The organism is uncultured Friedmanniella sp., assembly GCF_964244005.1.
Taxonomy (GTDB): domain Bacteria; phylum Actinomycetota; class Actinomycetes; order Propionibacteriales; family Propionibacteriaceae; genus Microlunatus.
In genome coordinates this window covers 42,086-65,791 of record NZ_CAXTHG010000023.1, presented here as the reverse complement: position 1 = coordinate 65,791, position 23,706 = coordinate 42,086, and the positions used below count along the sequence as shown (strand labels likewise).

Sequence of the window (23,706 nt, the reverse complement as noted above, 5' to 3'; positions counted from 1 at the left end):
CTGGATGACCGACGATCTCGAGGACCACGTCCGGGCGGCGGCGGGCGTGGCCGAGCTGCTGCCCGGGGTCCGGGCGGTCGGTGAGCTGCTGTGCCGGACGTTCGCAGCCGGCGGCACGCTGTGGACGTTCGGGAACGGCGGCAGCGCTGCTGACGCGCAGCACCTGACCGGGGAGATGATCGGTCGCTACCGGCGCGAGCGTCGGCCGCTGCCGGCGGTCACCCTGAGCACCGACCCGACGGTCCTGACCTGCATCGCCAACGACTACGTCTTCGCCGACGTCTTCGCCCGTCAGCTGCAGGCCCTCGCCCGGCCCGGCGACGTGGTGGCCGGCTTCACCACGAGCGGCCGTTCGGCCAACGTGGTCGAGGCGCTGCGGACCGCCCGAGACCGGGGCGCGACCACCGTGCTGTTCGGCGGGGGTGACGGCGGACCGGCCGCCGCCCACGCCGACCACCTGCTGCTCGTGCCCTCGACCACGACCGCCCGGATCCAGGAGCTGCACACCTTCCTGCTGCACGCCGTCTCCGAGGTCGTGGACCGCTGGGCGGTGGGCGAGCGATGACCCGCCCCCTGGCCGCCCCGGACCGGACGCTCTACATGATCGGCAACGCCCACCTGGACCTCGCCTGGCTCTGGCCCTGGCAGGAGGGGTACGCCGAAGCCCGGGCCACGTTCGCATCGGCGATCACGCGGATGGAGGAGTATCCCGACTTCGTCTTCACCTGCGACCAGATGGTGCTGCTGAGCTGGGTGGAGGAGTCCGACCCCGATCTCTTCGCGCGGATCCGCGAGCGGGTCGCCGAGGGTCGCTGGGTCAACACCGGCGGCTGGTGGGTGGAGCCGGACTGCAACCTGCCGTCCGGGGAGAGCTTTGCCCGCCAGGGCCTGTACGGCCAGCGCTACCTGCAGTCCCGCTTCGGCCGGCCGGCCACGGTGGGGATGAACGTCGACCCGTTCGGGCACGCCGCGAGTCTGCCGCAGATCCTCCGTGGCCACGGTCTGACCTCGTACGTGTTCCTGCGACCCGGTCCGCACGAGGCCGAGCTGCCGGGCACGCTCTTCTGGTGGGAGGCGCCGGACGGCTCTCGCGTGCTCGGGTACCGGATCCCGTACGAGTACGGCAGCCCGCCGGGCCCGGTCGACCACCAGACCGAGAAGGCGCTCGCCGCGCTCGACCGCGGGATGGGCGAGGCGATGGTCTTCTACGGGGTGGGCAACCACGGCGGCGGCCCGACCCGGGCCAACATCGACTCCATCCACCGCTACGACGCGATGGGCACCTTCGGTGAGCTGCGGATGGCCAGTCCCCAGGACTACGTCGCCGCCGTACGGGCCCGCGGTCCGGCGTTCCTCGACGGGCTGGGCGTCCACCACGGCGACCTGCAGCACCACGCCCCCGGCTGCTATTCCGCGCACTCCGGGATCAAGGCCTGGCAGCAACGAGCCCAGCACGCGCTGCTGGCGGCCGAGCGCTGGGCGGCGGTCGTCGCGCTGCAGGCGGGCGTGACCTACCCGCGGGAGGACCTCAGCCGCGCCTGGCATCAGGTGCTGCTCAACCAGTTCCACGACGTGCTGCCCGGTTCGGCGATCGAGACCGCCTACGACGACGCCCGCGACCAGCTCGGCGAGGCCACAGCCATCGCCAAGCGGGTGACCACCCGGGCGCACAACGTCCTCGCCCGGCAGGTCGACGTCCCGTTCGTGGCCGGCAGTCAGCCGGTGCTCGTGTTCAACCCGCACCCGTGGGCGGTGAGCAGCGACGTCGACCTGCAGTACCGGGTGCCGGGTCTGCGCGGGCTGGGCGTCCGCGTGGTCGACGAGGCCGGTCGCGCGGTCGTCGCCCAGCCCACCCAGCCGACCTCGACCACCGACGATCCCAGCCGGGGCGCGGTCGTCTTCCGGGCCGGCGTGCCGGCGCTCGGCTACCGGCTCTACCGGGTCATCACCGCCCTGCCGGTCGTGGTCGGGCCGGTCTGGAGCGCGGGCCGGCCGCAGTCCCTGACCGTCAGCGAGACCGTGCTGCAGAACGACCTGGTACGGATCGAGCTCGACCCTACGACCGGCTGGATCTGCTCCTACCGCGACCGGCGGTCCGGGCTCGACCTGATGGCGGGCGTCGACGGCACCACCCACACCCAGGTGTCCGCCGACCCGACCGACACCTGGGGCCACCGCATCGTCTCCTACGCCTGGCCGGGCGAGCCGATGACGCTGCGCCGGATCGTGGTCCGCGAGGCCGGGCCGCTGCGCGCCCGGCTGCGGGTGGAGCGGACCTGGAGCGCCTCGACGCTGGTGGAGGAGCTGCTGCTGGACCACGACAGCCCGGTGCTGCGGGTGGAGGTCACCCTGGACTGGCGCGAGCCGGGACACCTGCTGAAGCTCCGGTTCCCGACGGTGCTGGCCGAGCCACGGGCCACCTTCGAGATCCCGTACGGGAGCCTGGAACGGCCGGTCGACGGAGCCGAACAGCCGGCCCGGTCGTGGGTGGACGTGACCGGCACCATTGAGGGGCAGCCGGCCGGGCTGACCCTGGTGACCACGACCAAGCACGGCTACGACGTCTCGCCCGAGAGCAACGGGCCCAGCGTCGGGGTGACTGTGGTCCGTAGCCCGGTCTACTCCTGGCACGACCCGCAGCGGTTGGAGCCGGGCGGCAGCTATCGCCACCAGGACCAGGGCGAGCAGCGGTTCCGCTACGAGCTGGTGCCGCACGCGGGGGACTGGCGGGCTGCCGCCCCGACTCGCCGGGCCGCGGTGCTCGGCGCCGGCGTCCGGGCCATGCTCGAGTCGGCGCACCCGGGTGCCCTGCCGCCGGTCCACTCCTTCGCCGACGACGGCGGCGGACCGGTGCTGGTCACCGCAGTGAAGGGGTCGGAAGACCCGAGCGGGACCCCCGGCGGCGCGGACCTCATCGTCCGCGCCGTCGAGTCCACCGGCGTCGCCGCCGATGCCCGGATCCATCTCCCCGTCGTGGACCGGGTGCTCGAGGAGTCCTTCGGGCCGCACCAGATCCGCACCTTCCGCGTCCCGGCCGACCGGGACCTGCCGGTGACCGAGGTCGACCTGGTGGAGTGGCCGCTGGGGTCAGGGCAGCCGGGCGCCGTGGGTGCGACCGAGCCGTAGCCAGGTGCTGACCACGGTGTCGGGGTTGAGCGACATCGACTCGATGCCCTCCCGGACGAGCCAGTCGGCCAGGTCGGGGTGGTCGCTCGGCCCCTGGCCGCAGATCCCCACGTACTTGCCGCGCGCCCGGCAGGCCCGGATGGCCGCGCTCAGCATGAACTTCACCGCCGGGTCGCGCTCGTCGAAGGTGTCGGACACCAACGAGGAGTCCCGGTCCAGCCCCAGGGTCAGCTGGGTCATGTCGTTGGACCCGATGGAGTAGCCGTCGACGTGGTCGAGGAACGCGTCGGCGATCACCGCGTTGGAGGGCAGCTCGCACATCATGATCACCTGCAGGTCGTTCTCGCCCCGCTTGAGGCCGTGGCTGGCCAGCAGCTCGATCACGCCCTCGATCTCGGCGACGGTGCGGACGAACGGGATCATGATCTTGACGTTCGTCAGCCCCATCACGTCACGGACGTGCCGCAGCGCCTCGCACTCCAGGGCGAAGCACTCCGCGAAGTCCGCCGACAGGTAGCGCGCGGCACCCCGGTAGCCGATCATCGGGTTCTCCTCGTGCGGCTCGTACAGCTCACCGCCCAGCAGGTGCGCGTACTCGTTGGACTTGAAGTCCGAGAGCCGCACGATCACCGGCTTGGGGGCGAAGGCCGCGGCGAGCATGGACACGCCCTCGGCGACCCGCTGCACGAAGTAGTCGCGCGGGCTGGCGTACGCGGCCGTCTTGGCGGCGACCGCCGACTTCAGCGGCTCCTCGAGGGTGTCGAAGTCCAGCAGTGCCTTGGGGTGGATGCCGATCTGGCGGTTGATGATGAACTCGAGCCGGGCCAGACCCACGCCCTCGTTGGGCAGCGCCGCGAAGGTGAACGCCTGGTCGGGCGTGCCCACGTTCATCATGATCTTGACCGCGAGGTCGGGCATGGTCTGCGCGGCCGAGCTCTCGACGGTGAAGTCGAGCTGGCCTTCGTAGACGAAGCCCGTGTCGCCCTCGGCGCAGGAGACGGTGACGGCCTGGCCGTCGCTCAGTGTCTGGGTGGCGGTGCCGGTCCCGACCACGGCCGGGATGCCCAGCTCACGGGCGATGATCGCGGCGTGGCAGGTGCGACCGCCGCGGTTGGTGACGATCGCGCTGGCCCGTTTCATGATCGGCTCCCAGTCGGGGTCGGTCATGTCCGCGACCAGCACGTCGCCGGGGACGAACGTGTGCATGTCCTCGATCGAGGACAGCACGTGCACCTGGCCGGCGCCGATCTTCTGGCCGATCGCCCGGCCCTCCACCAGCGTCGCACCCTCGCCCTCGAGCCGGAAGTGCTCCTGGGTCCCGGCCGCCTGCCGCGACTTGACCGTCTCGGGCCGCGCCTGCAGCACGTAGAGCCGGCCGTCGGTCCCGTCCAGGCCCCACTCGATGTCCATCGGCCGGCCGTAGTGCGCCTCGATGGCCAGGGCGTGCTCGGCGAGCTCGGTGACCTGGGCGTCGGTCAGGCTCAGCTGGGCCCGGTCCGGCAGCGGGACGTCGACGAACGCCGTGGTCCGGCCGACGGTCGCGTCGTCGGTGTAGATCATCTTCGTCGCCTTCTCACCCAGCCCCCGCTTGAGGATGGCGGGCCGGCGGGCGCGCAGGCCGGGCTTGTAGACGTAGAACTCGTCGGGATTCACCGCGCCCTGCACCACCGCCTCGCCGAGACCGTAGGAGGAGGTGATGAAGACGGCGTCGGAGAAGCCCGACTCGGTGTCCATGGTGAACATCACCCCGGAGCTGCCGAGGTCGGAACGCACCATCCGCTGGATGCCGGCCGACAGCGCGACCGCGTCGTGGTCGAAGTGGTGGTGCACCCGGTAGGCGATGGCCCGGTCGTTGTAGAGGGAGGCAAAGACCTCCTTGACCGCGGTCAGCACCGCGTCGATGCCGCGGATGTTGAGGAACGTCTCCTGCTGACCGGCGAACGAGGCGTCGGGCAGGTCCTCGGCGGTCGCGCTGGAGCGGACGGCGAAGGATGCGCCCGGCGCAGCGGCGACCAGCTCGTCGTACGCGGCCCGGAGGTCGGCCTCCAGCTCGGCCGGGAACGGCCGCTGCCGCACCTCGGCCCGGATCTCGCGGCCGACCTCGGCCAGCCGGACCACGTCGTCGGTGTCGAGATCGGCCAGCCGGGTCGAGATCAGCTCGGCCAGGCCGCTCTGGGCGACGAACGCACGGAAGGCGTCGGCGGTGGTGGCAAAGCCGTCCGGCACCCGTACGCCCGCGTCGGCGAGGTTGCTGACCATCTCACCGAGCGAGGAGTTCTTGCCGCCGACCTGGTCGAGGTCGGCGAGGCCGATCTCGGCGAACCGTCGAATGGTGTTCATGGGTTCTCCTTCTTCTTGCGGTTGCCGAAGTTCTGCAGGATGACGGTGGACATCTCTTCCACGGATTTCGTGGCGGAGTTGATCACCGGGATGCCCTGGGCGGTGAAGATCGTCTCCGCGCGGCGCAGCTCCCAGCTGCACTGCTCGAGCGAGGCATAGCGGGAGCCGGGCCGGCGTTCCTGGCGCACCTGGGCCAGCCGGGCCGGGTTGGAGAGGATGCCGAAGCACCGCGATCCCAGCCCACGCAGGGATCCGGGCAGCTCGTCGGTGTCGAAGTCCTCATCGACCAGCGGGTAGTTGGCCACGAAGACGCCGTGCTGCAGGGCGAGGTACATCGTGGTCGGGGTCTTGCCACAGCGGGACGGCGCGACCAGGATGACGTCGGCCTTGTCGAGGGCACGCAGGCTCTGGCCGTCGTCGTGCTCGATCGCGTACTCGACCGCGGCCATCCGGGTGTTGTAGCGCTTGATGTCGCCGACCCCGTGCAGCCGGGCCGCCACCCGCTGGCCGGGGGTCTGCAGGATCGCCTCCACCCGGCTCATGTGCAGGTCGAAGAAGTCGATCAACGGGCAGCGGGTCTGGTGCAGCTCGAGCCGGACCTCCTCGACCGCGGTGGTGGTGAAGGCCAGCGGGGTCACGCCGGCGTCCATCGCGGCGTCGAGCCTGGCCACCACCCGGGCCGCTTCGGCGACGGTGGTGATGAAGGGGATCAGGTGGCGCTCGAAGCGGAGCTCGGGGAACTGGATCAACAAGGCGTTGCCCATCGTCTCCGCGCTGATCCCGGTGCTGTCGGAGAGGAAGAAGACCGGTACGGGCGGCGGTCCGTCAGTGGTGTCCACCTGCGGGCCCCCTCTCCGTCGGTCGCCAGACCAGTTGTCGTAGTGGCCTGACGCTAGCCCACAACCACTACTGGTATTAAGTTCCTGTCGTATGACCTGAGCCACAACAGGTCGGTGAACCTCGGACGGACACGGCGGTGACGGCGCCTGCGTGAGGCCGCTCACAGCGGGTCGCGTCCGGATGCTGAGCGGGCGCATTGCGGGTCTGTTACCGACCAGACCAGTCACCCGAGAATCTCGTCCCGTCGGGGTGGGTTCGACCGAGCGCGGCGGACGAGGGCCATAATGCGAACACAGCCCGTCTCGAGGAGGAGATCCCATGGCCCACGACGTTGCCGTCGGTGCCGGAACGGCGCCCGCGCCGCGCAAGGACCGGACGCACTACCTCTACCTCGCGGTGATCGCCGCCGTCGTCATCGGCATCGTCCTCGGCATCGTGGCGCCAGACTTCGCGCGGGAGCTGAAGCCGCTCGGCGCCGGGTTCGTGGCCCTGATCCGGATGATGATCGCGCCGGTGATCTTCTGCACCATCGTGCTCGGGATCGGTTCGCTCCGCAGCGCCGCGCAGGTCGGCAAAGTGGGCAGCCTGGCGCTGATCTACTTCATCGTGATGTCGCTGTTCGCCCTGGCGATCGGTTTGGTCGTGGGCAACCTGCTGCACCCGGGCTCGGGCCTGCACCTCACCGCTGACCTGGCCAAGAAGGGCGCCGCGCAGGCCAGCGGGGGCGGCTCCTCGACGTCGGAGTTCCTGCTCGAGGTGATCCCGACCACACTCGTGTCCTCGCTGACCAGTGGTCAGGTGCTGCAGACCCTGCTGGTCGCGCTGCTCGTGGGGTTTGCGCTGCAGGCGATGGGCCCCGCCGGCAAGCCGGTCCTGGTCGGCATCGGGCACGCGCAGCGGGTGGTCTTCCGGGTGCTGTCGATGATCATGTGGGCCGCGCCGCTCGGGGCGTTCGGCGCGATCGCCGCTGTGGTGGGCGAGACCGGGGTCGACGCGCTCAAGAGCCTTGCGGTGCTGATGCTCGGCTTCTACGCCACCTGCGCGATCTTCGTCTTCGGCGTCCTGGGCCTGCTGCTCAAGGTCGTCACCGGGATCAACATCTTCAAGCTGCTGAAGTACCTCGGCCGGGAGTTCCTGCTGATCGTCTCCACCTCCTCCTCGGAGTCGGCGCTGCCGCGGCTGATCGCCAAGATGGAGCACGTCGGCGTCGGCAAGTCGACCGTCGGCGTCGTCGTGCCCACCGGCTACTCGTTCAACCTCGACGGGACCGCGATCTACCTCACCATGGCCTCGCTGTTCGTGGCCCAGGCCATGGGAGACCCGCTGTCGATCAAGGAGCAGGTCTCGCTGCTGGTCTTCATGATGATCGCGTCCAAGGGCGCGGCGGGCGTCAGCGGTGCCGGGCTGGCCACGTTGGCCGGCGGCCTGGCGTCCCACCGACCCGAGCTGGTGGACGGCGTGGGCATCATCGTCGGGATCGACCGCTTCATGTCCGAGGCTCGAGCCGTGACCAACTTCGCCGGCAACGCCGTGGCCACCGTGCTGGTCGGTTCCTGGACCGGCACGCTCGACCGCGAGCAGCTCGACGCGGTTCTCGGCGGTGAGCGGCCGTTCGACGAGGCGACCATGGTCGATGACCACACCGGACCCTCAGACCCGGAGCCGACTGACGTCGAGCCTCAGCCAAGGGTCCCGGTAGCCCGCTAGCGGTCTGCTGACCAGGATCTTTTCTGTGTCCGAGGGGGGACTTGAACCCCCATTCCCCGTAAGGGGAACTAGCACCTCAAGCTAGCGCGTCTACCTATTCCGCCACCCGGACCTGCCTGCAACAGCAGTGAACTGTAGCAACTTCGGGTCCAGGAGCCGAATCGTCCAGCGCCATGGTCAGCACCCGCCGGGCCGGGAACCAGCTGGACCACGGCGAACGAGGACAGCACCGACGCGCCGATCCCGATCCGCTCCGTAGCCGGTCCCGCGGCCACCCCGAGCGACGTCGGCTGACAGACCGCCCTCGCGTAGGCGAGGACGCCGACGCTCCAGACGGACCAGGCGCGCCGCGAGATCGACACAGGTTCGGCGACGGAAGAGGGCACGTCCCATCGTTTCCCCGCTTCGTAGGTCGGGTGGTCGCCTACGACGCGCGTGGGACAGGATGGGCGAGTGAGCCAGACCTACGCCCCTGACGCCGAGGTCGTCGGCATCTGCACCGACCTGATCCGGATCGACACCTCCAACTACGGTGCCCAGCCCGGTCCCGGCGAGCGTCCGGCCGCCGAGCACGTGGCGGCCCTGCTCGAGGAGGTGGGCATCGAGGCTCAGCTGTACGAGTCCGAGCCCGGCCGCACCAGCGTCGTCGCGTCCTGGGCGCCTGAGGGCGTCGACCCCTCGCTGTCGCCGCTGCTCGTGCACGGCCACCTCGACGTGGTGCCGGCCAACGCGGACGACTGGTCGGTGCCGCCGTTCGCGGGTGAGGTGGTCCAGGACTGCGTCTGGGGCCGGGGTGCGGTCGACATGAAGGACTTCGACGCGATGGTGCTGAGCGTGGTCCGCGCCCGGGCCCGCGCCGGTGTCGCCCCGCGGCGGGCGCTCCGCCTGGTCTTCACCGCCGACGAGGAGGCGGGCAGCGGGCTCGGTGCGCACTGGCTCGCCGACCACCACCCGGACACCCTCTCGGACTGCGAGCTCGCGATCGGGGAGGTCGGCGGCTTCTCCCTCACCATCCGCGACGACCTCCGCCTCTACCTGGTCCAGACCGCGGAGAAGGGGCTGGCCTGGCTCAACCTGATCGCGGACGGCCGGGCCGGCCACGGCTCTTTCCGCAACGACGCGAACGCCGTCACCGCGCTGAGCGCCGCCGTCGCCCGCGTCGGAGAGTACGCCTGGCCGCACCGGATCACGTCCGCCCAGCAGGCGTTCCTCGAGGCCGTCTCGGAGGCGTTCGAGATCGAGCTCGACCCCGACACCGTCGAGGAGACGTTGGCCCGGCTCGGCAGCATCGCCCGGATGGTCGGCGCGACCATGTCCAACACGGCCAACCCGACGATGCTCGAGGCGGGCTACAAGCACAACGTCATCCCCGGCCGGGCCACCGCCGGCATCGACGGTCGCTTCGTCCCCGGCTACGAGGAGGAGTTCTACGAGACCATCACCGAGCTGATCGGGGACTCGGTGCGCTATGAGGTGCTGACCCGGCAGCCGTCGGTGGAGACCGAGTTCTCCGGGGCGCTGGTCGAGGCGATGCAGGCCTGCCTCGCGGCCGAGGACCCGGGCGCCCGCGCCGTCCCCTTCCTGATGAGCGGGGGTACCGACGCGAAGGCCTGGGACCGGCTCGGCATCCGCTCGTTCGGGTTCGCGCCGCTGCGGCTGCCGCCCGAGCTCGACTTCGTCGGCATGTTCCACGGTGTCGACGAGCGGGTGCCGACCTCGTCGCTGGAGTTCGGTGCCCGCGTGCTGGACCGCTTCCTCGACCAGGCCTGAGCGCGGGTCTAGGCTGCGGAGCAATGAGCACGCGCACCGTGGAGTACGAGGTCGAGCGGGTCCGGCTGGGCCGGCACCTGTCGCGCGGCGCCGTCCGCCAGCTGCTGACCGACCACGCCGAGTACGGCGGCTGGGAGCTGACCCGGCTGCGGCGCTACCGCGACGGCACCCGTGACGTCTGGATCCGCCGGCGCATCATCCGGGTGCCCGCGACCGTCTGACCTCAGCCGGCCTCAGCGCGCGGGTCGGGCGGCGTTCGGCCCGCCGGAGACGTCGTCGAGCGCGGAGGCGATCTCGTACGGCAGGGTCTGGTCCTCCACCGCCAGCGCCGGGGCGAGCTGGCCGGCCGTCCGGGCCCCGAGCAGCGGTGCGGTGACCCCGGGGGCGTCGCGCACCCACAGCAGCGCGACCTGCAGGGGGAGGAGGTCCAGACCTTCGGCCGCCCGGACCACCGCCTCGACGACGCCACGGCTGCGCGGCTCCAGGTAGGGCTCGACGAACCAGGCGAAGTGCTCGGTCGCCGCCCGCGACCCCCGCGGCGTCCCGCTGCGGTACTGCCCCGTCAGCACCCCGCGTCCCAGCGGTGACCACGGGAACACCCCCAGCCCGAACGCCGCGGCGGCCGGCAGCACCTCCACCTCGGCCCGCCGGGCGAGCAGGGAGTACTCGACCTGGACGCTGCTGAGCGGCGTCCGCCCCGGCAGGGCCAGCTGCCACGTGGCGGCCTGCGCGGTCTGCCAGCCGACGAAGTTGGAGATCCCGGCGTAGCGCACCATGCCGCGCGAGATCGCCTGGTCCACCGCGTCCAGCGACTCCGCCAGCGGCGCCTCGCCCCAGGCGTGCAGCTGCCACAGGTCGATGTGGTCGGTCCCCAGCCGGGTCAGCGAGCCCTCGAGGTCGCGCAGCAGCGCCCGACGAGAGGTGTCGACGATGCGCTCGCCCCTGCGGACCGCGAAGCCGGCCTTGCTCGCGATCACCACGTCGTCTTGCAGGCCCAGCTCGGCGACCAGGGTCCCGAGCAGCCGCTCGGCGTCCCCCGCCCCGTACGCGGCGGCGGTGTCGACCAGCGTGCCGCCCGCCTCGACGAACATCTCCAGCAGCGACCGGGCCTGCTCGGGGGTGGTGTCGCGGGCCCAGGTCATCGTGCCGAGCCCGAGCCGGGAGACCCGCAGCCCGCTGGCGCCGACTGCTCGCGTCTCCATGGTGTCGACCCTAACGGCGCCGCCGTTACGGTGGGCCCATGCGCCTCGGTCTGAACCTCGGTTACCTCGTCGGCGCGGAGGACCCCCGGGGCCAGCTGCGGCTGACCCAGCACGCGGAGTCGCTCGGCTTCGACGTCGTCTGGGCCGCCGAGGCGTACGGCTCCGACAGCCCCACCGTCCTGGCCTGGCTGGCCGGTCAGACCTCTCGGATCGGCATCGGGTCGGCGGTGATGCAGATCCCGGCCCGGACGCCGGCGATGACGGCGATGACCGCCGCCAGCCTGGACCTGCTCTCCGGCGGCCGCTTCCGGCTCGGCCTGGGCGTCTCCGGACCCCAGGTGTCCGAGGGCTGGCACGGCGTCCGGTTCTCCCAACCGCTGGCGCGGACGCGGGAGTACCTCGCTGTGCTCGAGCTGGCCCTGGCCCGGCGCCGGGTCGCCTACGAGGGGCGGCACTACCGGCTGCCGCTGCCGGACGGACCGGGCGTCCCGCTCAAGCTGACGATCGCGCCGGTGCGCGAGCACGTGCCGACCTATCTTGCCGCGGTCGGCCCCAAGAACCTCGAGCTGGCCGGCGAGCTGACCGACGGCTGGCTGGCCGTCTTCTTCGCTCCCGACTTCGCCGCCGAGCAGCTCGCGGCGGTCCGCGCGGGCCGGGAGCGGGCCGGCCGGACCATGGCGGGCTTCGACGTGGTGCCGACGTTCCCGCTGGTCGTGGGCTCCGACGCCGCGGCCTGCGCCGACCCGGTCCGGGCGTACGCCGCGCTCTACCTCGGCGGGATGGGCAGCCGGACGCAGAACTTCTACAACGCCCTCGCCGTCCGGATGGGCTACGCCGAGGCGGCCGCCCAGGTGCAGGACGCCTACCTCGACCGACGCCAGCGCGACGCCATGGCTGCGGTGCCGGCAGAGTTCGTCGACGCGACCTCGCTGCTGGGGGACCGGGACCGGATCGCCGACCGGCTGCAGGTGCTGGCGGCCTCGGGCGTGACCACGTGCTCGGTGGCGCCGTACGGCACCTCGGGCGAGGAGAAGGCTGCGGCGCTGACCGTGCTGACGGAGGCGTTCGACCAGGCTGGCGTCGGCTGAGCTTCCCCTTCGAGCCGGTCAGGCCGGCGGCAGCGGCTGCAGCACGCCGCTGAGCAGCAGCACGACGACCACGGCGGCCAGCGCGAGCCGGTAGACCACGAACGGCAGGAAGTTGTGGGTGCTGATGTAGCGCAGCAGCCAGGCGATCACCGCGTAGCCGATCACGAAGGCGACCACCGTGGCCAGCAGGATCGGCCCCCACGCCGGCGGGGTCGGGTCGCTGGAGACGTCGGCCAGCTTGAACACCCCGGAGCCGACGACGGCCGGGATGGCCAGCAGGAAGGAGTACCGCGCAGCCGCCTCCCGGGTGTAGCCGAGCGCCAGTCCGGCGCTGATGGTGGCGCCCGAGCGGGACACCCCGGGCACCAGAGCCAGGGACTGGGCGAGACCGAAGAGGATGCCGTGTCCCCAGGTCAGCGACTCCAGCGGACGGACGTTGCGGGCCAGCCGGTCGGCCACGCCGATCACCACGCCGAAGCCCGCCAGCATCGCCACGGTGATCCACAGGTTGCGCAGGGCGGAGTCGATGGCGTCCTGGAAGGCCAACCCCAGCAGCACGATCGGGACCGAGCCGATGATCACCAGCCAGCCCATCCGGGCCTGCGGGTCGTCCCGCGGCACCCGGCCGACGAGCGAGCCCACCCAGCTGCGGATGATCCCGGCGATGTCGTGCCGGAAGTAGACGATGACGGCCGCCTCGGTGCCCAGCTGGTTGATGGCGGTGAACGCCGCGCCGGGATCACGGCCGCCGAAGAACTGGCCGACGATCGACTGGTGCGCGCTCGAGGACACCGGCAAGAACTCCGTCAGCCCCTGCACGATGCCCAGCACCAGTGCCTCGAACCAACCCATGCCCGCTCCTCATCACCTGCCGCGCCCGGCGTGAGCACCGGAGCACTCTACGGTCCCGAGGGGGTTGCGCTCCATCGTGTAGAGAAGACGCGTGACGATCCACCCCGAGCACCCGTTCCTGCCCGGCGACGGCGACCGGGACCCCGTCCGGCGGTGGCGAGGCCGGATGCCGGCCCCGGTGAGCGTGTGGACCACCCACGCCGCCCCGCGTCCGGTCGGCTGGACGGTGTCGTCGTTCGTGCTGGCCGACGGTCAGCCGCCCGAAGTGGTCGGCCTGGTCGACGAGGAGTCCGACTTCGCCGACGCGCTGGCGCTGAGCGGGCGCTTCGCGGTCAACCTGCTCGGCTGGTCCGACCGTGCCCTGGCTGACGTGTTCGCCGGTCTGGCGCCGGCGCCCGGCGGGGCGTTCACGGTTGGCTCGTGGTCGGACAGCGAGTGGGGACCGGTCCTGGACGGCGGTGCCGGTTGGCTCGGCGTCCGAGCGGTGGGGCCGTACGACCACGCGGGCTGGGGACTGCTGGTCCGCGGCGTCGTGGAGCACGTGGAGCTGGGCGCGCTGCCCGACGCGGGCGTCCTCACCTCCTTCCGGGGCCGGTACGGTGCCGCGGGCGCTAGCCTCGGCTCATGACTGCGGTGCTGCCATGACGACCGTGCTGCTGATCCGCCACGGCCGCACCTCGGCGAACACGGCCGGGATCCTGGCCGGCCGCACGTCTGGGGTCGAGCTGGACGCGGTCGGTGAGCGCCAGGTGGCCGACGTGGGCACCCGGCTGGCCGGCGTCCCGCTCCGCACGGTGGTCAGCTCGCCGTTACGCCGCTGCCGCCAGACCAGCCAGGCCGTGGTCGGCCCTCGGACCGACGGATGCCCGGTCGTGATCGAGCAGGGCCTGGTCGAGTGCGGCTACGGCGAGTGGACCGGCAAGGCGCTGCGCGACCTGGCCAAGGAGAAGCTGTGGGCCACCGTCCAGACGCAGCCGTCGGCCGTGCGGTTCCCGGGGGGTGAGTCGATGACGGAGATGTCGTCGCGGGCCGTCAACGCCGTCCGGACCTGGAACGGCCGGATGGAGGCCGAGCACGGACCGCACGCCGTCTGGGCCGCCGTCTCGCACGGGGACGTGATCAAGGCGATCCTCGCCGACGCGCTCGGCATGCACCTCGACGCCTTTCAGCGCCTGATGGTCGACCCCGCCTCCGTCTCGATCGTCCGCTACACCGAGAGCCGGCCGTACGTGGTCACCGTCAACTCGACCAACGCCGACCTCGGCCAGCTGCTGCAGCCGCCGCCGAAGAAGGCCCGCGGGCGACGCAAGGCGGTCGACGACGCCGCAGTGGGCGGCGGTCTGGGGGCGCTACCGCCGGTCAGCGCCGATCCGGACGCATAGGCTGGTTGGCATGGCCATTCTCGTGCACCGCTACGACGCACCGGACCGGTTCGTCGCTGGCACCGTCGGTCAACCGGGGGAACGCGCGTTCTTCCTGCAGGCGCGTGAGGGCAACCGGATCACCAGCGTCGCTTGTGAGAAGCAGCAGGTCTCGGTGCTGGCCGAGCACCTCGACCGCGTCCTCGACGAGGTGGTCCGCCGCAGCCCCGGCCCCACCGACGTACCGCCGGCGACCCGCAAGGCGTCCGACACCGACCCCCTCGACGCGCCGATCACCGAGGAGTTCCGGGTCGGCACCATGACGATCGCCTGGGACCCGACCATCGACAAGATCGTGATCGAGCTGTTCTCCAACGTCGACGGGGACGAGGACGAGACCGACGAGAGCCGTCCGGCCCCGGCCGTGGAGGCCGAGGCGGCGACTGAGGTCAACGCCGACGAGGTGTTCGTGGTCAAGATCACCGCCGGCTACGCCCGCGACTTCGTCGCCCGCGCCCAGGCCCTGGTGTCCGCGGGCCGGCCACCGTGCCCGTTCTGCCTGCAGCCGCTGGACCCGGACGGCCACGTCTGCCCACGCGCCAACGGCTACCGCCGGCCGCTGTTCTGACTCGTGGTCAGCCCCGGCGCATGAGCCACCCCGCCCTGACCGTCGAGCTCGACGACGCCACACTCGCTGACGCCGAGCTGGAGATCACCGGTCGACTGATGCAGGCGTCCAACGCCACCTTTCTCGCCGAGCTGACCACCCCCGCCGGCAAGACGTCCTGGGTCTACAAGCCGGTGGAGGGGGAGCGGCCGCTCTGGGACTTCCCGCACCGCACCCTCGGACTTCGCGAGGTCGCGGCGTACGAGGTGTCGCGGAGCGGCGGCTTCGACTGCGTCCCGGTCACCGTGTACGCGAACGGTCCGTTGGGCCCGGGCTCGCTGCAGGCGTGGATCGACAGCGAAGAGGACGCGGTCGCCGAGCTGGTGGACATCGTGCCCAGCCCCAAGGTGCCGAAGGAGGGCTGGTTCTCCTGCGTGGAAGGTCTCGGTGCCGACGACCGGCCGGTCTCGGTGATCCACGCCGACGACCCCCGGCTGCACACGCTGGCCGTCTTCGACGTGCTGATCAACAACGCCGACCGCAAGGGCGGCCACATCCTGGCCAGCCAGGGTCACGTGTTCGGTTGCGACCACGGCATCAGCTTCCACACCGACCACAAGCTGCGGACGCTGCTGTGGGGCTGGGCCGGGACCGAGCTGCGGCCCGAGGACCGGGAGGCCGTGGCCAAGGCCCGGGAAGAGGCGCCCGAGCAGCTCGAGCTGCTGCTGGCCGAGGACGAGATCGCGGCCTTCGTACGGCGGGCCGACCTGCTGCTCAACCGGGGCAAGCTGCCGCGGCCCCGCGGTCAGTGGCCGTCGATCCCGTGGCCGCCCTTCTGACCTTCTGCGGTCAGCGCCGCCCGATAAGGTGACGCCATGCAAGCGTGGACCTCCGGACCGGTCATCCCCCTCGAGGTCCCCTCGGACGGACGGCGCGTCCGCGCGTTCGACTCCGCCGCCCAGCAGCTGGTCGAGGTGGGTCCGGAGTCGGGGACGGCCCGGCTGTACGTCTGCGGCATCACCCCCTACGACGCGACCCACATCGGCCACGCCAACACCTACGTCGCCTTCGACCTGCTGAACCGGGTCTGGCGTGACGCCGGCCTCGAGGTCGTCTACGTCCAGAACGTGACCGACGTCGACGACCCGTTGATCGAGCGGGCCGCCGCCACCGGGGTCGACTGGGCCGAGCTGGCCCGGGAGCAGACGCAGCTCTTCCGCGAGGACATGTCCGCGCTGAACGTGCTGCCGCCCCAGCACTACGTCGGCGCGGTCGAGTCGATCCCGCTGATCGTCGACCTGGTCGAGGACCTTCGCTCACGCGGTGTCGTCTACGCCATTCCTGGGGACGCTGGCGACGAGCACCCCGGCGACCTCTACCTGGAGCAGAGCCTGGACCGCGAGTTCGGGTCCCTGTCGCACCTGAGCCCTGCAAAGGCGCGTCCCGTCTTTGCCGAGCGCGGCGGCGACCCCGACCGAACCGCCAAGAAGGACTCGCTCGACTCGTTGGTCTGGCTGCGGCACCGCGACGGTGACCCGGCGTGGCCATCACCGTTCGGCGAGGGCCGGCCGGGCTGGCACGTCGAGTGCGCCGCCATCGCGCTGCAGCACCTCGGCGTCGACTTCGACGTGCAGGCCGGCGGCAGCGACCTGGTCTTCCCGCACCACGAGATGTCGGCCTCGGTGGCCCGTCTCGCGACCGGGAAGCCGTTCGCCCGGGCGTACCTGCACAGCGGCATGGTCGCCCTCGAGGGCGAGAAGATGTCCAAGTCGCGTGGGAACCTCGTCTTCGTCTCCGCCCTGCGCCGCGACGGGGTCGACCCGATGGCGATCCGGCTGGCCCTGCTCAGCCAGCACTACCGCGACGACTGGGAGTGGACCGCCGACCTGCTGACCGCCGCGGAAGGGCGGCTGGCCCGTTGGCGTGAGGCGGTGCAGCTGCCGGCCGCCGTGGACGCCGGCGACGTCATCGCCCACCTGCGCAGCGCCCTCGCCACCGACCTCGACGCCCCCACCGCCCTCGCCGCCGTCGACGCCTGGGCCGGCGCCTCCACCGCCGTCGCCGGGACCGACACTGCCGCCCCCGCCCTGGTCGCCCGGGCGGTGGACACCCTTCTGGGTGTCAAGCTCTAGACCACCCGCCCCAACCCGACTTGTCAGGGTGGTACTCGGGCCAGATCCGCGGGGCGTGTCGTGTACCGAGCGTGGCCAGCACGGCGTCGTCGAAGCGGCGGGCGGCCTCGAAGTCGTCCACCTGGATGCCGACGTGATCCAGCATGGGCCGAGCGTGACGCACGGAACATCTCAGTGACAAGGAGCGAACGCTCACGGCGTGCCGAACGTGTCAGACTGTGGTCGACGAGTTGTCAAACTCGCACGTGTTCCGGGGTCGGTGAAAGTCCGAGCCGGCGGTGAAAGTCCGCGACCCGATCGCAGCCAGCGACCGGTTGATGTGGTGAAACTCCACGACCGACGGTGAGAGTCCGGATGGGAGGAACACGGGAGCGGTTCGACGACGCCCGGAGCAGCAGGCTCCGAGCGTTGCTGAGCGTTCTTTCACCCCGGGTAGTCGTGCGACCGGATGAGTGGAGGACAGATGGATTACTCAGACCTGCTCACGCGGTTGCTGAACGCCAAGCTGGACATCGGTCCTGGCGTTCTCCTGCGTGAGATCATCGGTAACGCCTTCGGGCTGGCGAGTGCGGTGTTGGGGATGAGACGCAAGGTCTCGGCCTGGCCGATCGGCATCGTGGGCAACGTGCTGTTGTTCACGGTGTTTCTTGGCGGGGTGTTCCACACCCCCCAGGACCTCGACCTGTGGGGCCAGGCCGGCCGCCAGGTCTTCTTCCTGATCGTGAGCGTCTACGGCTGGGTGCGCTGGCAGCAGTTCCGGCGCAGCGGCGGCTCCGGCGGCGTCGGCGTGGTGCCGCGCTGGGCCGGCGCCCGCGGTCGGATCCAGCTGGTCGTGGCGGCGGTCGTGCTGTGGGTGGCGTTCTACCTCATCCTCGGCCAGTTGAACTCCTACGGTCCGGCGAGCGACGCCTGGATCCTCACTGGCTCGATCCTGGCCACGTACGGGATGGCCCGCGGCTGGGTCGAGTTCTGGCTGATCTGGATCCTGGTGGACCTGGTGGGCGTCCCGCTGCTGTTCGCCGCCGGCTACTACCCGTCCGCAATGATGTACATCGTCTACGGCGCGTTCTGCGTCTGGGGGCTGCTGTCCTGGCGGCGGATCGAACGCAGTGGCCGACAGCCGGAGCCTGTCAGCGCCGCCGACCCGGTGATCGAGACCGTCGGCTGACCGCGAGCCGTTACGCTTCCCCGGGTGACGGCCAAGACCTTCGAGACCCTGTTCGCCGAGCTGACGGCCAAGGCGGCGGCGCGGGAGCCCGGCTCCAGCACCGTCGCCCGGCTCGACGCGGGCGTGCACGCCATCGGCAAGAAGGTCGTCGAAGAGGCCGCTGAGGTCTGGATGGCGGCGGAGTACCAGTCCAAGGCCGAGGCGGCCGAGGAGATCAGCCAGCTGCTCTACCACCTGCAGGTGATGATGCTCGCGCTCGACCTCAGCCTGGACGACGTCTACGCCCACCTCTGAGCCGCCTACTCTGGGGCGGTGAGCTCCACCCGTACGCCCGTCAAGGTCGCCGTCCCCAACAAGGGCTCACTGGCCGAGCCGGCCGCCGCGATGCTCCGTGAGGCCGGGTACGCCCAGCGCTCCGACCCCAAGGAGCTGGTGCTCTTCGACGAGGCGAACGGGGTCGAGTTCTTCTACCTGCGGCCGCGCGACATCGCGGTCTACGTGGGTGAGGGCACCCTCGACGTGGGCATCACCGGACGCGACATGCTGCTCGACGCCCGCGCGCCGGCGACCGAGGTGCTGCCGCTGGGCTTTGGCCGCAGTCGCTTCCGCTTCGCCGCGCCAGTGGACCGCCACCTGTCGGTCGACCAGCTGCAGGGTTTGCGGCTCGCCACCTCCTATCCGGGGCTGGTCGAGACCTACCTGGCCGAACGGGGCGTCAGCACCCGGCTGATCAAGCTGGACGGGGCGGTCGAGACCGCGATCCGGCTGGGCGTGGCCGACGCGATCGCCGACGTGGTCGAGACCGGGACGACGCTGCGACAGGCCGGCCTGGAGCTGTTCGGCGACCCCATCCTGCAGTCCGAGGCCATCTTGATCCGGCGGACCGACTCACCCGAACCGCCGGGGCTCGGCCAGCTCGAACGGCGGCTGAACGGCGTCCTCGTCGCCCGCAACTACGTGATGATGGACTACGACGTGGCCAGCGCCGAGGTCGAGCAGGCGTGCGCCATCACCCCCGGCTTTGAGTCACCGACGGTCTCCCCGCTGGCCAAGCAGGGCTGGCACGCGGTCCGGGCGATGGTGCCGCGGACCGAGGCGCAACAGATCATGGACGACCTCTGGGAGTTGGGCGCCCGCGCCATCCTGGTCACCGACATCTCCGCCTGCCGGATCTGAGGTGCGCCCCGCTCCGGACGCCGTCGCGCCAGGTCCGCTCGTCATCCGACCCCGCCGGCTGCGCGTCGTGGCCGCCGTGATGGCCGCTACCCTCACCCTCGCCGCGCTCTACGGCTGGCTGGTGCTGCCCCGCAACGTGCGGGACCTGTTCACGCCGTCCCAGGTGCTGACCCTGCTCGGTTTGCTCGGGGCCCTGCTGCTGGTGATGATCTCGCTCGCCCTCAGCGTCGTCCGCGCCGACGAGACCGGGCTGCGCTTCCGCAACGGGCTGCGCAGCCACGTCGTGCCCTGGGACCGCGTGCACAAGATCATCCTGCGACGCGGCGACCCGTGGGCGATGCTGCTGCTCACCCCGGCCGACGGCCGGCCCTTCACCGCCGACCTCGACGCCGACAAACGCCAGCTGATGGCCCTGCAGTACGGGGACGGCGCCGCGGCGCAGATCGGGGTGGAGGAGCTACGCCGGCGCCAGCGGTACTACGCCGACCGCTGAGCCGGCCGCCCGGGACAGATCACTCGATCCCGCGGGACTTCAGCAGCGCCTCGATCTCAGCCATGTCGTCGTCCACCGGCGGCTTCGCCGCTGCCGGCTTGCCCTTGCTGGCCGTCACGGCCGGTGGGGCCGGTTGCGCCGTCCGGCTCGCGGCGCTGGCGGCAGGCTTCTGCGTGGATTGACGGGGCTCCTTGGTCCGGCGGGGAGTCCGGCGGGCGATGACGCCGCCTACCACCCACAGCACCACGCACACGGCGAGCAGCGAGAGCCCGAACCAGACAGCGGGGGACAGGAGCACGTGCGCGGCCCAGTCCACGACCGCGACCACCCCGTTCCAGACCAGCCGCAGCAGCCCGCTGAAGTAGAGGGCGACCGGGGCCAGCGCCAACGCCACCCCTTGCACGGCTCGTCCCTTCCGGCCGCGGCGCCCGGCCAGGATGGCGACGATCAGCCCCAGCAGGGACAGACCCAGGCACAGGGGGAGCAGGACGGCTTCGGCGGTGGGCACCCTCCCAGCCTGCCACGACCGGAGCCGATCGGGATCGGGGAAGCGTCCCCCTCGACCCCGGTCGACCCCCGAGTCGAGCGGCACCGTCACGTACGGTGACCAGGTGGACGCCGGACGCCTGCTTGCCCCTTCACCGTTCCCCGGTGACGACGGGCTCGCCCGACCCGAGACCCGGCGCGCACTCGCCGCGGCCGTGGCCAGCTCGGACCCCTCGGCGTACCTGCGGGCCGTCGCAGTCCTCTGCACCGACCGGGTCCTCGTTCCCGTCATCGCCACCGCCACCCGGATCGGTACCGGTGCCGCGGGACTCACCAGCGACAAGGAAGCCGACATGTCGGTGGTGATGCTGCAGGCGGCCGACGGTCGCCGGGCCCTGCTCGCCTTCACCGGTCTCGACGCGCTGCAGGCCTGGCGGGCCGACGCCCGACCAGTACCGGTCACCCTCGACCGTGCCGCCCAGACCGCGCAGGCCGAACAGGTCAGCACGGTGCTGGTCGACGTCGCCGGACCACACCCGCTCGTCATCGACGGCGACGTGCTCGATGCGCTGGCCGCCGGTCACCGGCTCGTCGAGCTGGACTCCAGCCAGGGCGAGGGCGAGCAGTTCGGCTGGGCCGTCCCTCAGTGGTAATGTAGGCGCCGACCGATTCGGCTACGGCTGGATCTGCAAAGCGGAGACCCGATCTCCCACCCGTACGACGCTCCACCAGCCGGTGGAGACAGTCGCCGGGTTGGTCCATCTGGACGAGGCGCGCTCGCTTGAGCAACGCGCCTGGTGCTGTGGTTTGGGGTCCTCGCTGTCGGCGGAGGCCCTTTTTGCGTTTCTCGGGTCACCGACGCGCAGGTTCGCCTGGAGACCGGTCGTTCACCACCGCACACCTCTGGAGGACATATCAGCACCGAACCGCGAATCAACGATCGCATCCGCGTCTCCGAGGTCCGACTTGTCGGACCGGCCGGCGAGCAGGTCGGGATCGTTCGTATCGAGGACGCCTTGCGCCTGGCGCGTGAGTCAGAGCTGGACCTGGTCGAGGTCGCGCCGATGGCGCGTCCCCCGGTGGCCAAGCTCATGGACTACGGCAAGTTCAAGTACGAGAACGCGCAGAAAGCGCGGGAGAGCCGCCGTAATCAGACCAACACGGTGATCAAGGAGATGAAGCTCCGGCCCAAGATCGACAGTCACGACTACGACACCAAGAAGGGTCACGTCGTGCGGTTCCTCAAGGCCGGGGACAAGGTCAAGATCACCATCATGTTCCGGGGCCGCGAGCAGTCGCGTCCCGAGCTCGGCTACAACCTGCTCAAGAAGCTGGCGGCCGACGTGGACGAGTTCGGCTTCGTGGAGTCCTCGCCCAAGCAGGACGGCCGGAACATGCTGATGGTCCTCGGACCGCACAAGAAGAAGACCGAGGCCCGCGCCGAGGCCGCCGTCGAGCGTGACCGCCGGATGGCTGAGCGCGAAGCCGGAGCCGAGGCCGAGCGCGAGGCGCTGGCCGGGATCCGGGCCCAGCACGCCGCCGAGCCGGCGACGCCCAAGCGTCGTGGACCGGCCGACAACCTCGACCCTGACGTGGACCTCTGAGCGAGGTCCGAGCACGAACAGCAAGGCCCCTGCGGAGCACAGCAACGCGTGGGGGAAACGAGAGACGCACCGCTCCGGCGGGCGCGGACAGGAAGCAGTGAGATGCCGAAGATGAAGACGCACTCCGGTGCCAAGAAGCGGTTCCGGTTCACGGGAACGGGCAAGATCATGCACCGCAAGGCGGGCAAGATGCACCTGAACGAGCACAAGGCCAGCACGCGGACGCGTCGGCTCGACGGCGACGCCGTGCTGGCGCCTGGCGACGCCGCCAAGGCCCGCAAGATGCTCGGCAAGTACGCCAAGTAGCCCTCTTCTCTCGATCACTGACCCGCCGAACATCAAGCAAGGAGCAACCCCATGGCACGCGTCAAGCGTTCTGTGAACGCGCAGAAGAAGCGCCGTCAAGTACTCGAGCAGGCGTCCGGCTACCGCGGCCAGCGTTCCCGGCTCTACCGCAAGGCGAAGGAGCAGGTCACCCACTCCCTCGTCTACGCCTACCGCGACCGTCGCGCCCGGAAGGGTGACTTCCGCAAGCTGTGGATCCAGCGGATCAACGCCGCTGCACGGGCCGAGGGCATGACCTACAACCGCTTCATCGCCGGTCTGAAGACCGCCGGGGTCGAGGTCGACCGCAAGATCCTCGCGGACCTCGCCGTCACCGACCCGGCCGCCTTCGCCTCGCTGGTCGCGGTCGCCCGGAGCCACGCTCCCGCTGCGGCCGAGACCGAGTCCGCCGAGACCGCGGCCTGAGGTCGGTCTGACCGACGACGACGGCGTCTACACGAGCCGCCTCGAGCTCACCTTCGACGAGCCGATCGCCCCGGACCCTGCCTCGCAGGGGCTGGTGCGGTCGGCTCGTCGTCTGCTGCGCCGCAAGGAGCGTGAAGCCGCCGGTGAGTTCCTCGCCGAAGGTCGCCAAGCCGTCGCCGGAGCGCTGGCGCAACCCGGGACGGTGATCGACCTGCTGGTCGGGGCCGACGTGGTCGAGCGGCACCAGGACCTGCTGCACGTCGCTGTCCGCGCCGACGTCCGGGTCGGCAGCGTGCCGCCAGCCCAGCTCGCGACCCTCGCTGACACGGTGACACCTCAAGGGGTGCTGGCGGTCTGCCGGACCGTCGACGTCAGCCTGGACGAGGCTCTCGCGGGGGAGCCGCGGCTCGTCGTGCTCTGCGACCAGGTGCGCGACCCCGGCAACCTCGGTACGGTCGTCCGCTGCGCCGACGCGTTCGGCGCGGACGCGGTGCTGGTCAGCCGAGGCTCCGTCGACCTCTACAACGCCAAGACCGTCCGGGCCAGCACCGGGAGCCTCTTCCACCTGCCGGTGGTCGTCGACGTCGACCTCGCCGAAGCCGTGTCCCGTGCCCGTACGGCCGGCCTGCAGGTCTTCGGCGCCGACGGCGGCGGGCACGGGACGGTGGACGACGCGATCGCCTCCGGCGAGCTCGCCCGGCCGGTGCTCTGGGTGCTCGGCAACGAAGCCTGGGGGCTGCCGTCGGAACACGTGGCCCTGGTCGACCGGCTCGTCGCCCTGCCGATGTACGGCCGGGCCGAGAGCCTCAACCTCTCCACCGCTGCCGCCGTCTTCCTCTACGCCACCGCCACCGCCCAGCGCGCCCCTTCCTGACCGACTTGTCAGCGTGGGTGGCTGCTCTAGCGACCACTGCCGCTGACAAGTCGGTGTCCAGGCGGCAAACCGGTTAGCCGGTCGGGGCCGAGGCTTTCTAGACTGTGCCGGTTGCCAATCCGAGGGGAGC

General features: G+C 71.2%; 26 protein-coding genes, 1 tRNA gene and 1 riboswitch. Of the genes, 20 read left to right on the top strand and 7 right to left on the bottom strand.

What is annotated here, in order from left to right; all coding sequences use genetic code 11:
- Positions 1–4 precede the first annotated feature (4 nt).
- Positions 5–565 (top strand): SIS domain-containing protein, encoded by a 561-nt coding sequence (locus ACFE76_RS14820; RefSeq protein ID WP_375432536.1) that lies wholly within the window; start codon positions 5–7, stop codon positions 563–565.
- Positions 562–3,126 carry an alpha-mannosidase gene (locus ACFE76_RS14815; protein ID WP_375432535.1) on the top strand — a complete coding sequence of 855 codons (2,565 nt, stop codon included), beginning with the start codon at positions 562–564 and terminating at the stop codon, positions 3,124–3,126. The genes ACFE76_RS14820 and ACFE76_RS14815 overlap by 4 nt, the downstream gene beginning before the upstream one ends.
- Here ACFE76_RS14815 and ppsA read toward each other — a convergent pair.
- The gene (ppsA, locus tag ACFE76_RS14810; RefSeq protein ID WP_375432534.1) at positions 3,088–5,466 is read right to left on the bottom strand and encodes a phosphoenolpyruvate synthase; all 2,379 of its coding nucleotides are present in this window, start codon (positions 5,464–5,466) and stop codon (positions 3,088–3,090) included. The genes ACFE76_RS14815 and ppsA overlap by 39 nt on opposite strands.
- On the bottom strand, positions 5,463–6,305 hold the full coding sequence (locus tag ACFE76_RS14805; protein ID WP_375432533.1) for a pyruvate, water dikinase regulatory protein: 843 nt from the start codon (positions 6,303–6,305) through the stop codon (positions 5,463–5,465). Before ACFE76_RS14805 ends, ppsA begins: the two co-directional genes overlap by 4 nt.
- Before the next feature lie 319 nt (positions 6,306–6,624).
- On the opposite strand from ACFE76_RS14805, the gene ACFE76_RS14800 reads away from it, so the two are divergent.
- A complete protein-coding gene (locus ACFE76_RS14800; RefSeq protein WP_375432532.1) occupies positions 6,625–8,013 on the top strand; it encodes a cation:dicarboxylate symporter family transporter in 1,389 nt (462 codons plus the stop codon).
- Between the two features lie 26 nt (positions 8,014–8,039).
- Here the strand turns inward: ACFE76_RS14800 and ACFE76_RS14795 are convergent.
- Positions 8,040–8,125, bottom strand: a tRNA-Leu gene (locus ACFE76_RS14795).
- A gap of 341 nt (positions 8,126–8,466) precedes the next feature.
- Between ACFE76_RS14795 and ACFE76_RS14790 the strand changes: the two genes are divergently transcribed.
- Together ACFE76_RS14790 and ACFE76_RS14785 are read left to right on the top strand one after the other, a co-directional pair.
- Entirely contained in the window at positions 8,467–9,783 is a 1,317-nt protein-coding gene (locus ACFE76_RS14790; RefSeq protein ID WP_375432531.1) for a M20/M25/M40 family metallo-hydrolase, read from the top strand.
- Positions 9,784–9,806: 23 nt separating this feature from the next.
- Complete coding sequence (locus ACFE76_RS14785) at positions 9,807–10,004, top strand: DUF5703 family protein (protein ID WP_375432530.1); 198 nt, start codon at positions 9,807–9,809, stop codon at positions 10,002–10,004.
- 12 nt (positions 10,005–10,016) lie between these two features.
- Here ACFE76_RS14785 and ACFE76_RS14780 read toward each other — a convergent pair whose 3' ends face one another.
- Entirely contained in the window at positions 10,017–10,985 is a 969-nt protein-coding gene (locus tag ACFE76_RS14780) for an aldo/keto reductase (RefSeq protein WP_375432529.1), read from the bottom strand.
- Between the two features lie 38 nt (positions 10,986–11,023).
- Between ACFE76_RS14780 and ACFE76_RS14775 the strand changes: the two genes are divergently transcribed.
- Positions 11,024–12,073, top strand: coding sequence for an LLM class F420-dependent oxidoreductase (locus ACFE76_RS14775; protein WP_375432528.1), 1,050 nt, complete (start codon positions 11,024–11,026; stop codon positions 12,071–12,073).
- An 18-nt stretch (positions 12,074–12,091) separates the two neighbouring features.
- On the opposite strand, the gene ACFE76_RS14770 is transcribed toward ACFE76_RS14775, so the two are convergent.
- On the bottom strand, positions 12,092–12,925 hold the full coding sequence (locus ACFE76_RS14770; protein WP_375432527.1) for an undecaprenyl-diphosphate phosphatase: 834 nt from the start codon (positions 12,923–12,925) through the stop codon (positions 12,092–12,094).
- Positions 12,926–13,016: 91 nt separating this feature from the next.
- Between ACFE76_RS14770 and ACFE76_RS14765 the strand changes: the two genes are divergently transcribed.
- Genes ACFE76_RS14765 through mshC form a run of 5 tightly spaced genes read left to right on the top strand, consistent with a single transcriptional unit; the run spans position 13,017 to position 17,025 of the window.
- Complete coding sequence (locus tag ACFE76_RS14765) at positions 13,017–13,553, top strand: flavin reductase family protein (RefSeq protein WP_375432526.1); 537 nt, start codon at positions 13,017–13,019, stop codon at positions 13,551–13,553.
- A 13-nt stretch (positions 13,554–13,566) separates the two neighbouring features.
- Positions 13,567–14,307: a histidine phosphatase family protein gene (locus tag ACFE76_RS14760; RefSeq protein ID WP_375432525.1), complete on the top strand. Its 741-nt coding sequence runs from the start codon at positions 13,567–13,569 to the stop codon at positions 14,305–14,307.
- 10 nt (positions 14,308–14,317) lie between these two features.
- A complete protein-coding gene (locus ACFE76_RS14755; protein WP_375432524.1) occupies positions 14,318–14,914 on the top strand; it encodes a DUF3090 domain-containing protein in 597 nt (198 codons plus the stop codon).
- A 20-nt stretch (positions 14,915–14,934) separates the two neighbouring features.
- Positions 14,935–15,732: an SCO1664 family protein gene (locus ACFE76_RS14750; protein ID WP_375432523.1), complete on the top strand. Its 798-nt coding sequence runs from the start codon at positions 14,935–14,937 to the stop codon at positions 15,730–15,732.
- Positions 15,733–15,768: 36 nt separating this feature from the next.
- Complete coding sequence (gene mshC / locus ACFE76_RS14745; protein WP_375432522.1) at positions 15,769–17,025, top strand: cysteine--1-D-myo-inosityl 2-amino-2-deoxy-alpha-D-glucopyranoside ligase; 1,257 nt, start codon at positions 15,769–15,771, stop codon at positions 17,023–17,025.
- On the opposite strand, the gene ACFE76_RS14740 is transcribed toward mshC, so the two are convergent.
- Positions 17,015–17,170 carry a hypothetical protein gene (locus ACFE76_RS14740; RefSeq protein ID WP_375432521.1) on the bottom strand — a complete coding sequence of 52 codons (156 nt, stop codon included), beginning with the start codon at positions 17,168–17,170 and terminating at the stop codon, positions 17,015–17,017. The two genes, mshC and ACFE76_RS14740, sit on opposite strands and share 11 nt — an antisense overlap.
- Before the next feature lie 97 nt (positions 17,171–17,267).
- Positions 17,268–17,395: riboswitch (FMN riboswitch) on the top strand.
- Positions 17,396–17,488: 93 nt separating this feature from the next.
- Between ACFE76_RS14740 and pnuC the strand changes: the two genes are divergently transcribed.
- Genes pnuC through ACFE76_RS14720 form a run of 4 tightly spaced genes read left to right on the top strand, consistent with a single transcriptional unit; the run spans position 17,489 to position 19,862 of the window.
- Positions 17,489–18,193, top strand: a complete 705-nt coding sequence (pnuC, locus tag ACFE76_RS14735) for a nicotinamide riboside transporter PnuC (protein WP_375432520.1) — start codon at positions 17,489–17,491, stop codon at positions 18,191–18,193.
- A gap of 24 nt (positions 18,194–18,217) precedes the next feature.
- Positions 18,218–18,487 (top strand): phosphoribosyl-ATP diphosphatase, encoded by a 270-nt coding sequence (locus tag ACFE76_RS14730; protein WP_375432519.1) that lies wholly within the window; start codon positions 18,218–18,220, stop codon positions 18,485–18,487.
- Positions 18,488–18,505: 18 nt separating this feature from the next.
- Positions 18,506–19,369: an ATP phosphoribosyltransferase gene (hisG, locus tag ACFE76_RS14725; protein ID WP_375432518.1), complete on the top strand. Its 864-nt coding sequence runs from the start codon at positions 18,506–18,508 to the stop codon at positions 19,367–19,369.
- Between the two features lies 1 nt (position 19,370).
- The gene (locus ACFE76_RS14720; RefSeq protein WP_375432517.1) at positions 19,371–19,862 is read left to right on the top strand and encodes a PH domain-containing protein; all 492 of its coding nucleotides are present in this window, start codon (positions 19,371–19,373) and stop codon (positions 19,860–19,862) included.
- 19 nt (positions 19,863–19,881) lie between these two features.
- Here the strand turns inward: ACFE76_RS14720 and ACFE76_RS14715 are convergent, their stop codons facing one another.
- Positions 19,882–20,370 (bottom strand): hypothetical protein, encoded by a 489-nt coding sequence (locus ACFE76_RS14715; RefSeq protein WP_375432516.1) that lies wholly within the window; start codon positions 20,368–20,370, stop codon positions 19,882–19,884.
- 103 nt (positions 20,371–20,473) lie between these two features.
- Here ACFE76_RS14715 and ACFE76_RS14710 point away from each other — a divergent pair, with 103 nt between their 5' ends.
- From ACFE76_RS14710 to ACFE76_RS14690, 5 genes are all read left to right on the top strand, one after another.
- Positions 20,474–21,001: an SseB family protein gene (locus ACFE76_RS14710; RefSeq protein ID WP_375432515.1), complete on the top strand. Its 528-nt coding sequence runs from the start codon at positions 20,474–20,476 to the stop codon at positions 20,999–21,001.
- Positions 21,002–21,145: 144 nt separating this feature from the next.
- Entirely contained in the window at positions 21,146–21,952 is an 807-nt protein-coding gene (gene infC, locus ACFE76_RS14705) for a translation initiation factor IF-3 (RefSeq protein WP_375432514.1), read from the top strand.
- Between the two features lie 102 nt (positions 21,953–22,054).
- Entirely contained in the window at positions 22,055–22,258 is a 204-nt protein-coding gene (gene rpmI, locus ACFE76_RS14700; protein ID WP_375432513.1) for a 50S ribosomal protein L35, read from the top strand.
- Positions 22,259–22,309: 51 nt separating this feature from the next.
- Positions 22,310–22,702: a 50S ribosomal protein L20 gene (gene rplT, locus ACFE76_RS14695; protein WP_375432512.1), complete on the top strand. Its 393-nt coding sequence runs from the start codon at positions 22,310–22,312 to the stop codon at positions 22,700–22,702.
- A 94-nt stretch (positions 22,703–22,796) separates the two neighbouring features.
- Complete coding sequence (locus ACFE76_RS14690) at positions 22,797–23,576, top strand: TrmH family RNA methyltransferase (RefSeq protein ID WP_375432511.1); 780 nt, start codon at positions 22,797–22,799, stop codon at positions 23,574–23,576.
- Positions 23,577–23,706 lie beyond the last annotated feature (130 nt).